Origin of the sequence: Rhizobium sp. BK212, assembly GCF_014197475.1 — a bacterium.
Classification (GTDB): Bacteria; Pseudomonadota; Alphaproteobacteria; order Rhizobiales; family Rhizobiaceae; genus Rhizobium; species Rhizobium anhuiense.
The window spans coordinates 47,139-61,103 of sequence record NZ_JACIFS010000007.1 but is presented as its reverse complement, the minus strand read 5'-3'; the positions used below and the strand labels follow the sequence as shown (position 1 = coordinate 61,103).

The 13,965-nt window shown below is 61.1% G+C and carries 12 protein-coding genes; all 12 read left to right on the top strand.

Going from position 1 to position 13,965, the window contains the following annotated elements; all coding sequences use genetic code 11:
* Nucleotides 1-86 precede the first annotated feature (86 nt).
* The 12 genes from ybgC (at nucleotide 87) to FHT79_RS21590 (ending at nucleotide 13,951) form a co-directional block, all read left to right on the top strand.
* Nucleotides 87-542: a tol-pal system-associated acyl-CoA thioesterase gene (gene ybgC, locus FHT79_RS21645; protein WP_012485098.1), complete on the top strand. Its 456-nt coding sequence runs from the start codon at nucleotides 87-89 to the stop codon at nucleotides 540-542.
* Between the two features lie 376 nt (nucleotides 543-918).
* Nucleotides 919-1,638, top strand: coding sequence for a protein TolQ (gene tolQ / locus FHT79_RS21640; RefSeq protein WP_047616526.1), 720 nt, complete (start codon nucleotides 919-921; stop codon nucleotides 1,636-1,638).
* 18 nt (nucleotides 1,639-1,656) lie between these two features.
* Nucleotides 1,657-2,112, top strand: a complete 456-nt coding sequence (gene tolR / locus FHT79_RS21635) for a protein TolR (protein ID WP_003542730.1) — start codon at nucleotides 1,657-1,659, stop codon at nucleotides 2,110-2,112.
* Nucleotides 2,113-2,120: 8 nt separating this feature from the next.
* Complete coding sequence (locus FHT79_RS21630; protein WP_097543120.1) at nucleotides 2,121-3,257, top strand: cell envelope integrity protein TolA; 1,137 nt, start codon at nucleotides 2,121-2,123, stop codon at nucleotides 3,255-3,257.
* 21 nt (nucleotides 3,258-3,278) lie between these two features.
* Nucleotides 3,279-4,589 (top strand): Tol-Pal system beta propeller repeat protein TolB, encoded by a 1,311-nt coding sequence (gene tolB / locus FHT79_RS21625; protein WP_063475381.1) that lies wholly within the window; start codon nucleotides 3,279-3,281, stop codon nucleotides 4,587-4,589.
* Nucleotides 4,590-4,742: 153 nt separating this feature from the next.
* Nucleotides 4,743-5,276, top strand: a complete 534-nt coding sequence (gene pal / locus FHT79_RS21620) for a peptidoglycan-associated lipoprotein Pal (RefSeq protein ID WP_018243435.1) — start codon at nucleotides 4,743-4,745, stop codon at nucleotides 5,274-5,276.
* A gap of 162 nt (nucleotides 5,277-5,438) precedes the next feature.
* On the top strand, nucleotides 5,439-6,425 hold the full coding sequence (ybgF, locus tag FHT79_RS21615) for a tol-pal system protein YbgF (protein ID WP_168332517.1): 987 nt from the start codon (nucleotides 5,439-5,441) through the stop codon (nucleotides 6,423-6,425).
* 11 nt (nucleotides 6,426-6,436) lie between these two features.
* Nucleotides 6,437-7,858, top strand: coding sequence for a tRNA lysidine(34) synthetase TilS (gene tilS / locus FHT79_RS21610; RefSeq protein WP_183904074.1), 1,422 nt, complete (start codon nucleotides 6,437-6,439; stop codon nucleotides 7,856-7,858).
* 97 nt (nucleotides 7,859-7,955) lie between these two features.
* Nucleotides 7,956-9,887 carry an ATP-dependent zinc metalloprotease FtsH gene (gene ftsH / locus FHT79_RS21605; RefSeq protein ID WP_047616537.1) on the top strand — a complete coding sequence of 644 codons (1,932 nt, stop codon included), beginning with the start codon at nucleotides 7,956-7,958 and terminating at the stop codon, nucleotides 9,885-9,887.
* Between the two features lie 241 nt (nucleotides 9,888-10,128).
* Nucleotides 10,129-11,481, top strand: a complete 1,353-nt coding sequence (gene glmM / locus FHT79_RS21600; protein WP_047616623.1) for a phosphoglucosamine mutase — start codon at nucleotides 10,129-10,131, stop codon at nucleotides 11,479-11,481.
* A gap of 264 nt (nucleotides 11,482-11,745) precedes the next feature.
* Complete coding sequence (locus FHT79_RS21595) at nucleotides 11,746-12,582, top strand: outer membrane protein (RefSeq protein ID WP_047616539.1); 837 nt, start codon at nucleotides 11,746-11,748, stop codon at nucleotides 12,580-12,582.
* 190 nt (nucleotides 12,583-12,772) lie between these two features.
* The gene (locus FHT79_RS21590; RefSeq protein ID WP_047616763.1) at nucleotides 12,773-13,951 is read left to right on the top strand and encodes a phosphoserine transaminase; all 1,179 of its coding nucleotides are present in this window, start codon (nucleotides 12,773-12,775) and stop codon (nucleotides 13,949-13,951) included.
* The last annotated feature ends 14 nt before the right edge of the window (nucleotides 13,952-13,965 follow it).

Genomic DNA, 13,965 nt, shown 5'->3' with positions numbered 1-13,965 from the left:
TCATTCAATGCCTGCCTGCCGGGCATTCAATGCTTGCCTGTCTTGAAGCGTTGCGCCAAAGAGGGCACCTCAGTTTGGAGAAAATTATGACGGAACGCCCTTTTTCCATTTCGGGAGAGTTGACGGAGGCGGGACATCGCCTCGTCCAGCGGGTCTATTATGAAGATACGGACTTCTCCGGCCTGGTCTATCACGCCCGTTACCTGCATTTCCTGGAGCGCGGCCGCACCGACTATCTGCGCTGCCTCGGCGTCGAGCAGCGCGAGCTGGTCAGCGCCGATGAGGAGGGCCTCGTTTTCGTCGTCCACCGCATGGAGATCGACTTCAAGAGCCCGGCGCGCATGGATGATGTGCTGACGATCCTGACGCACACGGAAAAGGCCGGCGGCGCCAAGATGGTGCTCAATCAGCAAATCCGCTCCGGCGAGACGCTGCTGATCGCCGCCAAGGTGATCATCGCCGTCATCAACGCTCGGGGGCGCCCGAGGCGACTGCCGGAAACACTGGCGGCGAAATTCCTGGAAGGCAGCACGCCGCTATAGCCACGAATCGCCCAGATTTCAGGCTTGTCAAAACTTGAACTTTATGTGAAGGAATTCTCGCGCCGCAGGATGAGCGCTCTTTCGGCAGCCGGACCTTGCTCCGGTCAAGTAATCCATGGACGAAAATCTTCCAAAACCAGGCTTACTGTCACAGTCCGGCACTAACGATCTATTAACCATAATAGTGTCTTACTGGGAAAGTCAGAGTTTGTGCGGTGCACGCCTTCCTTTGACCAAATTTGACGGCAAGAAGGCGGAAGATGAGCTTGGAAGTTTGACCAGGGCTTTGGGCGGCGGCCGCCGGAACACTTCTTGCGAGATCACTTTGTGCCGCCCGGTCTAGCACCGGGCGTTTGGATTCGGGGATTTTGGATCAATGGAACAAGTAGGATTGGCAGCAGCAACGGCGGACGTCAGCCTCTGGTCGCTTTTCATGCAGGCCGGCATCGTCGTCAAGCTCGTCATGCTCGGGCTCATCGCGGCCTCGGTGTGGACGTGGGCGATCGTCATCGACAAATACCTGGCTTATGGCCGCGCACGGCGCCAGTTCGACAAGTTCGAGCAGGTCTTCTGGTCGGGCCAATCGCTGGAAGAACTCTACCGTTCGCTGTCGGAACGCAACAATACCGGGCTGGCTGCGATCTTCGTGGCGGCCATGCGGGAGTGGAAGAAATCCTTCGAACGCGGCGCCCGCTCGCCGATCGGCCTGCAGATGCGCATCGACCGCGCGATGGACGTCACGCTCGCCCGTGAGACCGAATATCTCGGCGCCCGCCTCGGATCGCTCGCAACCATCGGCTCGGCCGGTCCGTTCATCGGTCTCTTCGGCACGGTCGTCGGCATCATGACCTCATTCCAGGCGATCGCCGGTTCGAAGTCGACCAACCTTGCGGTCGTCGCGCCCGGCATCGCCGAAGCGCTGCTTGCCACGGCGATCGGCCTTGTCGCCGCTATCCCGGCGGTTATCGCCTACAACAAGTTCTCTGCCGATGCCGGCAAGCTTTCGGGCCGCATGGAAGGTTTCGCGGATGAATTCTCCGCCATACTTTCGCGCCAGATCGACGAGAAGCTGCAGCCGCGCGCTGCCGCTCAGTAACCAACGGAGTATTCTGACATGGGTATGGCTGTTGGAGGCAATGGCGGCGGGGGCGGCGGACGCCGCCGTCGCGGCGGTCGGAACAGGGCCGTGATCTCCGAAATCAACGTGACGCCGCTCGTCGACGTCATGCTCGTGCTTCTAATCATCTTCATGGTCGCGGCACCGATGATGACCGTCGGCGTGCCGATCGACCTGCCGGAAACGCAGGCCAAGGCGCTGAATTCCGAGACGCAGCCGATCACCATCTCCGTCAAGAACGACGGCGAGGTGTTCCTGCAGGAAACGCCGATCCCGGCTGCGGAGATCGCCGCCAAGCTCGAGGCGATCGCCACCACCGGTTATAACGAACGTATCTTCGTGCGCGGCGACGCGACCGCGCCTTATGGCGTCATCGCCGACGTCATGGCCCGTATTCAGGGCGCAGGCTTCAAGAATATCGGCCTCGTGACGCAGCAGAAGAAGGACCAATAGCGCTCAAAATGAAGGCCAGTGTCATCACATCTGCTGTTTTGCATGGCCTGGTGCTCACCTGGGCGATGGTGTCGCTCAGTGCCCCGGAATCCTTCAAGGTGGAGGATTTCGAGGCTATGCCGGTCGATCTCGTGCCGGTGGAATCCATCACCCAGATGCAGCAGGGCGATAAGAAGGCTCCGAAGAAGGAGACTTCCGCGCCCGTGCCGACGACGCGGCCACCGATCGCACAGCCGGCCGAGAATGCCGGCGACAACAATGTCGACCTGAAGACGCCGCCGGTCCCGAATGCCAAGCCGAGCACCACCGAGGCTGCGGCAGCGAATTCGAGCGAAAAGCCGATGCCTAAGACCGATCCTGTCCCAAACGATGTCAAGGACATCGTCAAGGAGGAAACGGAAGTCGAGCAGCCGAAGGAGGTCGCCTCCATTCCGCCGCCGAAGCCGGTCGAAGTGACGCCGCCGAAGCCGGAAGAAAAGCCACCTGAGGAGCAGGCCAAGCCCGAGGAACCGCCGAAGCCGGATGCGGAAGCATTGCCGGACAATGTGCCGACCCCTGTTGCCAAGCCGCAGGTGAAGCCGCCGGAACCACAGAAACCCGCAGAAAAGCCACCGGAAAAGACCCAGGACCAGCCGAAGGCCGCCGAAATACCGACCGAAAAGAAGAAGTCGGATCAGAAGCAGGAGACGGCGAAATCCGCCTCATCGATGAAAAGCGATTTCAATGCCGACGAGGTTGCGGCGTTGCTGAACAAGACGGACCCTTCCGCCGGTGGCGCCAAGCGCTCGACGCAGGAGGCATCGCTCGGTGCGAAGAAGAGCAACGGTGGCTCCAAGCTATCTTTGAGCGAGATGGATGCGCTGAAGAGCGCCATCGCTGGCAACTGGTCGGTTATTCCTGGCATGGAAGGCATGAGCGACGTACGCATTAAGGTGCATATGAAGCTTGATCAGGACGGCAATATCGTCGGCGAACCCGACGTAGAGGCGGTCGGTGGTGACAATGAATCCACTCGACGGGCGCTGGCCGGGGGGGCCTATCGCGCCATCATGAAATCGGCACCCTTCTCGTCGCTTCCGAAAGACAAATATGATGCCTGGAACGAAGTCGTGGTCAACTTCGATCCCAGCGATCTAGGAATTTAAATGCTGAAAGGCCTTTACTCCATGAACAAGTTTTCCTTCATCCGCGCTATTGCGGTCGCTGCGGGTCTCATGACCATTGCGGCGTTCGCCTCGCCTGCAAATGCTCTCGTCGAAATCAACATCAACAAGGGCAATGTGCAGCCGCTGCCGATTGCGGTGACTGACTTCCTTCAGGGCGACATGGGTGCGCAGGTCTCGCAGGTCATCGCCGCAGATCTTCAGCGTTCCGGGTTGTTTGCACCGATCAGCAAGACGGCCTTTATCGAGAAGATCTCCAATCCGGATGCGTCGCCGCGCTTCGAAGACTGGAAGGTCATCAATGCCCAGGCGCTGGTGACTGGCCGCGTTACCCAGGAAGCCGATGGTCGCCTTCGTGCCGAATTCCGTCTCTGGGACACGTTTGCCGGGCAGCAGATGACCGGGCAGCAGTTTTACACCCAGCCGGAGAACTGGCGCCGCGTGGCCCACATCATTGCCGATGCGATCTACAAGCAGATCACCGGCGAGGAGGGTTATTTCGACACCCGAGTCGTCTTCGTTTCCGAATCCGGCACCAAGCAGCAGCGCAAACGCCAGCTGGCGATCATGGACCAGGACGGGTTCAACGTGCGCATGTTGACCGATGGGAGTGATCTCGTGCTGACGCCGCGCTTCTCGCCGAACCGGCAGGAAGTCACCTACATGTCCTTTGCCAACCAGCAGCCGCGGGTCTATCTGCTGCAGCTCGAAACCGGGCAGCGTGAGGTCGTCGGCAATTTCCCCGGCATGACCTTCTCGCCGCGCTTTTCGCCGGATGGGCAGAAGGTGATCATGAGCCTGCAGCAGGAAGGCAATTCCAACATCTACACGATGGACCTGCGCTCGCGCACGACGACACGGTTGACCTCGACGGCTGCTATCGACACCTCGCCCTCCTATTCACCCGACGGTGCGCGTGTCAGCTTCGAAAGCGACCGCGGCGGAAAGCCGCAGATCTACGTGATGAATGCCGACGGTTCCGGCCAGACGCGCATTTCCTTCGGCGACGGTTCCTATTCGACGCCGGTCTGGTCGCCGCGGGGCGATCTGATCGCCTTCACCAAGCAGGCCGGTGGCAAGTTCTCGATCGGCGTGATGAAGCCGGACGGCTCGGGCGAGCGCATCCTGACGACGGGCTTCCACAACGAGGGCCCGACCTGGGCGCCAAACGGCCGCGTTCTGATGTTCTTCCGCCAGGCGGCGGGGTCCGGCGGCCCGCAGCTCTATTCGATCGATCTGACCGGTTACAACGAGCAGTTGGTCAAGACGCCGACCTACGGTTCAGACCCGGCCTGGTCGCCGCTTCTGGAGTAGGCGATGTGGTGCTGCCTTCATGTCGCCTCAAAGTCATGGAAACCGGGCGACTACGGGACAAATCAGTAAATCGTTAACCATAATCTTTGAGGGGCGGTTAACCGAGTGCGGTTACTGTCCGGAAACCCTGATGAAATCGCAAGGAGACCGGCCATGAGCCGAATTCATACCCCGGCAATGAGCCGCATGCAGAATTTCGCCCGCAACCCCGTCATGATCGCGCTTATCGCCGGCCTTGCGCTCGCAAGCTGCGCCAAGAAGCCGCCGAACAGCGCCGGCGACCTCGGCCTCGGCACCGGTGCTGGTGGGGCTGCAACGCCGGGCTCTGCCCAGGACTTCACGGTCAATGTCGGCGACCGCATCTTCTTCGACACCGACTCCTCGTCGATCCGCGCCGATGCTTCGCAGACGCTCGACCGTCAGGCCCAGTGGCTCGCCCGCTACCCGAACTACCAGATCACCGTTGAAGGCCATGCTGACGAACGCGGCACGCGCGAATACAACCTCGCGCTCGGCGCCCGCCGTGCGGCTGCCGCCAAGGATTACCTCGCTTCGCGCGGCGTCCCGGCGCAGCGCCTGAAGACGATCTCTTACGGCAAGGAACGGCCGGTCGCCGTCTGCGACGACATTTCCTGCTGGTCGCAGAACCGCCGCGCGGTTACCGTGCTCGGCGGCGCCGGTATGTAACTTCCGGCAACAATTCGCTTTTTCGACGGGCGGTCCCATCAGGGGCCGCCTTTTCTTTTTGACCACACTTTGGCCAGACTCCGTTGCTTTTTGAAAGCAATTGGAAAAATCTCCTGTTCGTGCCATCGAGGTGCGAAGAATCACTGGGACAGGACGATACATATGAAGAAACTTGTCGTGGCAGGCATGCTGTGCCTCGCGGCTGTGACCGGGAGCGAACGAGCGGCCTATTCCGCTTCGTTTTTCGGGCTGCATCTTGGCGGCCGATCCGCGGAAAACCAGGCGGCGCCACCTGTTGTCAAGGTGCAGAGCGGCGACGCGGAGGTCCGTGTGCAGCAGCTCGAAGAGCAACTGCGGCAGTTGAACGGCCGGATCGAAGAGATGAGCTTTCAGCTTCTGCAGATGCAGGAGACGATCCGCAAGCAGCAGGAAGACAATGAATTCCGCTTCCAGCAGCTGGAAAAGACGGGCGGCGGCGGTGCCGCCAAGGCTCCGGTCAAGAAGAGTGAGACTGATGTCGCGCCGGCTGCTTCCGGCGGCGACGACATCGCCAAGGTGATTCAAGCACCGCAGGGAGCCGAAACGGCTCCCTCCACCAATGTGCCTGCCAATACCGGCCTCGGCCAGCCACCGAAGGAGCTCGGCTCGATCGATTTCGATCAGAACGGCAATCCGGTCGGCGAAACCATGGATGAAAACGCCACCATCGGCTCCGGCCCGATTCCCGATGCCAATCCCGGGACGCCGCAGCAGACCGCCTCGCTCGGCAGCGAGGCGGACCAGTACAAGGCCGCTTATGGCCACGTGTTATCGGGCGATTACAGCACGGCCGAGCAGGAATTCACGCAGTACATCACCCGCTACCCGAGCAGCGCGCGGGCGGCGGACGCCAATTTCTGGCTCGGCGAAGCGCTCTATTCGCAGGGCAAGTACAATGAGGCGGCCAAGACTTTCCTCAACGCGCACCAGAAATACGGCACATCCGAAAAGGCGCCGGAAATGCTGTTGAAGCTCGGCATGTCGCTCGCCGCCCTCGACAATACCGAGACGGCATGCGCCACACTGCGCGAAGTCTCGAAGCGTTATCCCAAGGCCTCGCGTGCGGTCATAAGCAAGGTTGCGAGCGAACAGAAGCGCCTCGCCTGCTAAGGTCTTCCGGCATGTCTCCGGAAGCCTCATCGCCGCAACAGGCGATCCTCCAGTTTCTCACCTCGCTTCAAAGCCCCGCGCGCATCCTTGTCGCGATCTCGGGCGGCAGCGATTCCACCGGCCTGCTTTTTCTTCTCGATGAAGCCCTAAAGGCCGCACCCGATCTCAAGATTTCCCTTTGCGCCGCGACCGTCGATCATGCGCTGCGCTCCGGCTCCGCAGACGAGGCGCGCGAGGTCGCAGCGCTGTGCGCATCGCTCGGCATTCCCCACACCATCCTGATCTGGCAGGGCGACAAGCCGAAAACCGGCATGATGGCTGCGGCCCGCGAGGCTCGTTATGACCTGCTGGAAGCCGCCGCCAAAAATTTCAAAGCCGATCTCATCGTCACCGGCCACACCTTCGACGACCAGCGCGAAACGCTTGCCATGCGGGGTCTGCGCTCCGAACAGGTTTCGACCGGCATCGCCGATGCGGTGCTGTTCGACCGTCATATCTGGATTCTGCGGCCGCTGCTCGGCAGTCGGCGGGCAGATATCCGCGCTTATCTGAAGACACGTGGCATTTCCTGGCTCGACGATCCGAGCAACGAGGATGTGACCTATGAGCGGGTGCGCATGCGCCAGCGGCTCGCGGAGGAGGTGGCTTCCAAGGCAGGGGCGGAGACCGAAGGGCAACGTCTTTTGCTCGCGGCAGATGCAGCCGCTTGGCTCGATCTGCATTTCCGGCTGCATGGCGGTGTGCTTGGTCATATCTCTCCCGACGGCCTGAGGGCCGAAGCAGCTGTATTGAATTACGCGCTTGGCCGTCTTGCCGCCGTTTTCGGCGGCCGGGATTTTCCACCGGGCGGCAAGCAGATGGACGGCATTCTCGCCTTTATCGCAGCGGCCAAGGCAGGGCGGATGACGGCGGGCAGGGTGGTGTTCGATCTCAGACGTAGCGGGCTCTATCTCGCCCGCGAAAGCCGCGGCATCCTCCCGCTGTCATTGCAGCCGGGTGAGCGCAGCGTCTGGGATGGACGTTTCGAGGTTGTGAACAATTCCCCGTTCGGCGTCAGGATCGAGGCGGCCGGGATGAATGCAAGAACGGGTGCGGCTGGGTCACCAAAGCGTGAAGAAGAGTGTTCCTCGACCACAGAGTCCCGCCGATCGGGTTCCTACGACGAGCACAGCATTGCGGTGAGATGGGACGATACCCTGCCAAAAGCGGCATTGAAGCGCGCAACTGCTGCGTTGCCGGTCGTTCTGCCAATGGCTGACATTATTTTTTCCGACAATTTGGCCGGCCGGGTGCGCCTCACGCCTTATTCCGCGCCGTTCGACCGCTTTTTGACACGATTTGATTTCATCTTTGCCAACAGGCTTTCGGCGGTTTTCGCGACGGCGCCCTATGCGAGGCTGCCTTTAAGAAGTATTGACGGAAAAACCATCTGACATGGGGCGTCGCCTTGGCAACGGCACGGCGCAACCCTATGTTAGAAACGAATAAGACGGTCGCCATGAGGCGGCTGTTCCAGTGCTGGGGAGTTCAATGAACCCTAACTTACGTAATTTCGCCTTGTGGGCGATCATCGCGCTTCTGCTGATCGCCCTTTTCAGTATGTTTCAGACGGCGCCGGCGCAGACGGGCTCCCGCGAAATCCCTTATTCGCAGTTTCTGCGTGAGGTCGATGCGGGCCGCGTGAAGGAAGTCGTGGTCACGGGCAACCGTGTCTCCGGAAGCTATGTTGAAAATGGCACCACCTTCCAGACCTATTCGCCTGTGATCGACGACAGTCTGCTCGATCGCCTGCAGTCGAAGAATGTCCTGGTTTCCGCCCGTCCTGAAACGGACGGCTCTTCGGGTTTCCTCAGCTATCTCGGCACGCTTTTGCCGATGCTTCTGATTCTCGGCGTCTGGCTGTTCTTCATGCGGCAGATGCAGGGCGGCTCGCGCGGCGCGATGGGCTTTGGCAAGTCGAAGGCCAAGCTTTTGACCGAAGCGCATGGCCGCGTGACTTTCGAAGACGTCGCCGGTGTCGACGAGGCCAAGCAGGATCTCGAGGAAATCGTCGAATTCCTGCGTGATCCGCAGAAATTCCAGCGTCTCGGCGGCAAGATTCCGCGCGGCGTGCTGCTCGTCGGCCCTCCGGGTACCGGCAAGACACTGCTCGCCCGCTCGGTCGCCGGCGAAGCCAACGTGCCCTTCTTCACCATTTCGGGCTCTGACTTCGTCGAAATGTTCGTCGGCGTCGGCGCAAGCCGCGTGCGCGATATGTTCGAGCAGGCCAAGAAGAATGCGCCCTGCATCATCTTCATCGACGAAATCGATGCCGTCGGTCGCCATCGCGGCGCCGGTCTCGGCGGCGGCAACGATGAACGCGAGCAGACGCTGAACCAGTTGCTGGTTGAGATGGATGGCTTCGAGGCGAATGAGGGCGTGATCCTGATCGCCGCCACCAACCGTCCCGACGTTCTCGATCCGGCGCTGCTGCGTCCCGGCCGTTTCGACCGTCAGGTCGTGGTGCCGAACCCCGACATCGTCGGCCGCGAGCGTATCCTCAAGGTGCATGCCCGCAACGTTCCGCTGGCGCCGAATGTCGATCTCAAGGTTCTCGCCCGCGGCACGCCCGGTTTCTCCGGCGCTGACCTGATGAACCTGGTCAACGAAGCCGCCCTCATGGCCGCCCGCCGCAACAAGCGCGTCGTCACCATGCAGGAATTCGAAGACGCCAAGGACAAGATCATGATGGGCGCTGAGCGCCGTTCTTCGGCGATGACCGAGGCGGAAAAGAAGCTCACCGCTTACCATGAGGCTGGACACGCCATTACCGCGCTCAATGTCGCCGTCGCCGATCCGCTGCACAAGGCGACGATCATTCCGCGCGGCCGTGCGCTCGGCATGGTCATGCAGCTTCCCGAGGGCGATCGCTACTCGATGAGCTACAAGTGGATGGTTTCGCGCCTCTGCATCATGATGGGCGGCCGTGTCGCCGAGGAGCTCACCTTCGGCAAGGAGAACATCACCTCAGGTGCCTCCTCCGACATCGAGCAGGCGACCAAGCTTGCCCGCGCCATGGTCACGCAGTGGGGCTTCTCCGATCAGCTCGGTCAGGTCGCCTATGGCGAGAACCAGCAGGAAGTCTTCCTCGGCCACTCGGTTTCGCAGTCGAAGAATGTTTCGGAGGCAACCGCGCAGAAGATCGACAATGAAGTGCGCCGCCTGATCGACGAAGCCTATACGCAGGCCCGCACGATCCTGACGGAAAAGCACGACGAATTCGTCGCCCTTGCTGAAGGTCTGCTCGAATACGAGACCCTGACCGGCGAAGAGATAAAGGCGTTGATCCGCGGCGAGAAGCCTTCCCGCGATCTCGGCGATGATTCGCCGCCAAGCCGCGGCTCGGCCGTTCCGAAGGCCGGCGCCCGGCCCGCCACCAAGGGTGACGAGCCAGAAGGCGGTCTCGAACCGCAGCCGCATTAACTGCGTCGACCAACTCGAACAAGGCCGGATTTCCGAAGTGGGAGATCCGGCCTTTTCTATTGGTAACGGGATATAATCATTTTTCTTGCTAATTTACGTGCCGATCGCCGCATTTTGTGGCATTCCGCTGAATTGAGGCAAGCATGAATCACGCTCGTGAATTGACGAGATCTCACTGAAGCCGGATTCGCTTGGAAGAATGCGCTGCCTTGAATGGCGCGCCGAGAGCACAGGAGTGCAGATGAAAAGACGCTATTTCGGTACGGATGGCATTCGCGGCCAATCCAACGTCTTCCCGATGACGCCGGATCTCGCCATGCGGGTCGGCATCGCCGCCGGCACGATCTTCCGCCGCGGCAACCACCGCCACCGAGTCGTCATCGGCAAGGATACGCGCCTTTCCGGCTATATGCTTGAGAATGCCATGGTCGCAGGCTTTACCGCCGCAGGCCTCGATGCCTTTATTCTCGGCCCGATCCCGACGCCTGCCGTCGCCATGCTGACGCGCTCGCTGCGCTGCGATATCGGTGTGATGATTTCGGCCTCGCACAATCCGTACGAGGATAACGGCATCAAGCTCTTTGGCCCCGACGGTTATAAGCTTTCCGACGATATCGAGGCCGAGATCGAGGATCTGCTCGAAAAGGACCTGAACGCGCAGCTCGCCAAATCCGATGATATCGGCCGCGCCAAGCGCGTTGACGGCGTGCATGACCGCTATATCGAACATGCCAAGCGCACCTTGCCGCGTGATGTGACGCTGCAGGGTTTGAGGATTGCGATCGACTGCGCCAATGGCGCCGCCTATAAGGTGGCGCCCGCCGTGCTCTGGGAGCTCGGTGCTGACGTCGTCACCATCGGCAACGAGCCGAACGGCACCAATATCAATCTCAATTGCGGCTCCACCAGCCCCGTCGCGCTGCAGAAGAAGGTGGACGAGGTTCGTGCCGATATCGGTATCGCCCTCGACGGCGATGCGGATCGCGTCATCATCATCGACGAAAACGGTTCGATCGTCGACGGCGATCAGCTCATGGCGGTCATCGCCGAGAGCTGGGCCGAGAGCCAGCAGTTGCGCGGCAATGGCATCGTCGCCACCGTGATGTCCAACCTCGGCCTCGAGCGCTTCCTCGACGACCGCGGCATGGCGCTTGCCCGCACGAAAGTCGGCGACCGCTATGTCGTCGAGCATATGCGCCAGAATAATTACAATGTCGGCGGCGAGCAGTCCGGTCATATCGTGCTGTCGGATTACGGCACGACCGGCGATGGTCTCGTCGCTGCTCTGCAGATCCTGGCTGCGGTCAAGCGCACCGGCCGGACCGTCAGCGAAGTCTGCCGCCGTTTCGAGCCGGTGCCGCAGCTCCTGCGCAATGTCCGCATCAGCGGCGGCAAGCCGCTGGAGGATATCCAGGTGCAGAAGGCGATCGCCGATGCCGAAGCCGAGCTTGCCAGGAACGGCCGCCTCGTCATCCGCCCCTCGGGCACTGAGCCGTTGATCCGTGTCATGGCCGAGGGCGACGACCGTGCCCAGATCGAACGCATCGTCAACGAGCTGATCGGCACGATCTCGAACGTCCGGACTGCCGCCTGATAAAATGCGGAAAGAATAACGAAAAAGCCGGTGCGTCAGCGCCGGCTTTTTCGTTGTGCATGCCCGCTATCGTGAGCCGGTTACTGGCAAGCCGCTCCCCACGATCCAAACTGATCTATGCTCGGGCCGCCGTAATGCCTCGGCATCAAAGTAAATAATCGTGGTTAAGTAGCTTTTAACGTTTCCCATTCATTATCCATCCGAAGCGTATCAGATTGGCAGCGACTGAGCCTGCCGACGCAACGGGATTTTGGAGTGGGATCCATGAAAAGAAGCTTGTCCGGCATTTTCGCCGCATTGTTGATCGCGACAAACGCCTATTCCGCGGACCTCGCCCCTGCCGAGCCGATCCCGGAGCAGCCGCCGGAGGTGGCGGTCAGCGAAGCGACGGGCTGGTACTTGCGCGGCGATGTCGGTTATGCCTTCACCGATCTGCGTGGCGCCCGCTATTTCCAGGGCAGCAATGCGACGGAGGTCGATTTCGACCGTGCCGACCTGGACGACGCATGGACGGTCGGCGGTGGTGTCGGTTATCAGATCAACAGCTATCTGCGCACCGACCTGACCTTCGACTATCTCACGCAGGCGGATTTCCACGGTTCGACGGTCGGACAGTGCGGCTTCCCGCTGGTGGATTGCACCTCGAGCGACCGCTCCTCGCTAACCGCCTACACATTGCTCGCCAACGCTTACGTTGATCTCGGCACCTACGGCTATGTCACGCCTTATGTCGGCGCCGGTATCGGCGGTTCCTACGTCAAGTGGAAGAACCTGCGCAACGTTGCCTGCGCCGATGACGGCAGCTTCTGCGACGACGAGGTCACCCATGGCGGCAAAGGCAACTGGCGCTTCACATACGCGCTCATGGCCGGCGCCTCGATCGACGTCACCTGCAACATCAAGGCCGATGTCGGTTACCGTTACCTGCATATCGACGGCGGCAACATGTTCGGCTATTCGGACAATGGCGGCCCGGGCCGTGACAAGGGCCTCAGCGCCCATGAAGCCCGCGTCGGCGCCCGTTATCTCTTCGGCGGATGCGCCCAAGCGAGCTATGAGCCGCCGCCGGAAATTCCGCTGCAGCAGCCGGTCTACAAATAAGTTCGATCCAGCCACCAGATCAGAAAGCCGCCCTCGCTCCGGGCGGCTTTTTCATTTTCGCCACCTCTCCTGCGTCAAAATATCCTCTCTCTGCGACATTTCCATCTTGACTATGACGCGTCCGATCCATACACACGGCGGCGGGACACCCTTCCCCAACGAAGGGCTTTCTATCTGAGAGGATAGCATCATGGCGAAGACCGCAAAGCCGGACATCCGTCCGCACAATACTCATTTTTCTTCTGGCCCTTGCTCGAAGCGTCCCGGTTGGTCGCTCGAAGCCCTTTCCGACGCGGCCCTTGGCCGTTCGCACCGCGCGAAGGTCGGCAAGACCAAGCTGAAGCAGGCCATCGACCTTACCCGTGAAATTCTCGAAGTGCCGGCAGATTACCGCATCGGCATCGTCCCGGCTTCCGATACCGGCGCCGTCGAAATGGCGCTCTGGTCGCTGCTCGGCGAACGCGGCGTCGATATGCTCGCCTGGGAAAGCTTCGGCGCCGGCTGGGTCACCGATGTCGTCAAGCAGTTGAAGCTCAAGGATGTGCGCAAGCTCGAAGCCGGTTACGGCGAGCTTCCCGATCTCGCGACCGTCGATTTTGACCGCGACGTGGTCTTCACCTGGAACGGCACCACCTCGGGCGTGCGCGTGCCGAACGCCGATTTCATTCCTGCCGACCGCAAGGGCCTGACGATCTGCGACGCCACCTCGGCGGCTTTCGCCCAAGAACTCGATTTCGCCAAGCTCGACGTCGTCACCTTCTCCTGGCAGAAGGTTCTGGGCGGCGAGGGCGCACACGGCGTCATCATTCTTTCGCCGCGCGCCGTCGAGCGCCTCGTCACCTACACGCCGGCCTGGCCGCTGCCGAAGATCTTCCGCATGACCTCGGGCGGCAAGCTGACGGAAGGCATCTTCCAGGGCGAGACGATCAACACGCCGTCGATGCTCTGCGTCGAGGACTATATCGATGCGCTCGTCTGGGCCAAGGGTCTCGGCGGTCTCAAGGCGCTGATTGCGCGCGCCGATGCCAATGCCAAGGTCATCCACGATTTCGTCGCGGCAAACGACTGGATCGCCAATCTCGCCGTCAAGGCGGAAACCGCCTCCAACACCTCCGTCTGCCTGAAGATCGTCGACAAGGACATCGCAGCCCTCGATGACGACGGTCAGGCGAATTTCGCCAAGGGTCTGGTCGGCCTCCTGGAAAAGGAAGGCGTCGCTTACGATGTCGGCCATTACCGCGACGCGCCGTCCGGCCTGCGCATCTGGGCCGGCGCCACGATCGAGGCATCCGACATGCAGAAGCTCATGCCATGGCTTTCCTGGGCCTTCGAAACCCAGAAGGCGCAGCTCGCTCAGGCCGCCGCCTGAGGTGATCGCATCCG

Excerpts from the sequence above, each read along its gene's own strand:
- ftsH (WP_047616537.1), top strand. The coding sequence starts at position 7,956 with ATGAACCCTAACTTACGTAATTTCGCCTTGTGGGCGATCATCGCGCTT.
- tilS (WP_183904074.1), top strand. The coding sequence starts at position 6,437 with ATGTCTCCGGAAGCCTCATCGCCGCAACAGGCGATCCTCCAGTTTCTC.
- FHT79_RS21595 (WP_047616539.1), top strand. The coding sequence starts at position 11,746 with ATGAAAAGAAGCTTGTCCGGCATTTTCGCCGCATTGTTGATCGCGACA.
- tolQ (WP_047616526.1), top strand. The coding sequence starts at position 919 with ATGGAACAAGTAGGATTGGCAGCAGCAACGGCGGACGTCAGCCTCTGG.
- glmM (WP_047616623.1), top strand. The coding sequence starts at position 10,129 with ATGAAAAGACGCTATTTCGGTACGGATGGCATTCGCGGCCAATCCAAC.
- tolR (WP_003542730.1), top strand. The coding sequence starts at position 1,657 with ATGGGTATGGCTGTTGGAGGCAATGGCGGCGGGGGCGGCGGACGCCGC.
- ybgF (WP_168332517.1), top strand. The coding sequence starts at position 5,439 with ATGAAGAAACTTGTCGTGGCAGGCATGCTGTGCCTCGCGGCTGTGACC.
- tolB (WP_063475381.1), top strand. The coding sequence starts at position 3,279 with ATGAACAAGTTTTCCTTCATCCGCGCTATTGCGGTCGCTGCGGGTCTC.
- pal (WP_018243435.1), top strand. The coding sequence starts at position 4,743 with ATGAGCCGAATTCATACCCCGGCAATGAGCCGCATGCAGAATTTCGCC.
- ybgC (WP_012485098.1), top strand. The coding sequence starts at position 87 with ATGACGGAACGCCCTTTTTCCATTTCGGGAGAGTTGACGGAGGCGGGA.
- FHT79_RS21590 (WP_047616763.1), top strand. The coding sequence starts at position 12,773 with ATGGCGAAGACCGCAAAGCCGGACATCCGTCCGCACAATACTCATTTT.
- FHT79_RS21630 (WP_097543120.1), top strand. The coding sequence starts at position 2,121 with ATGAAGGCCAGTGTCATCACATCTGCTGTTTTGCATGGCCTGGTGCTC.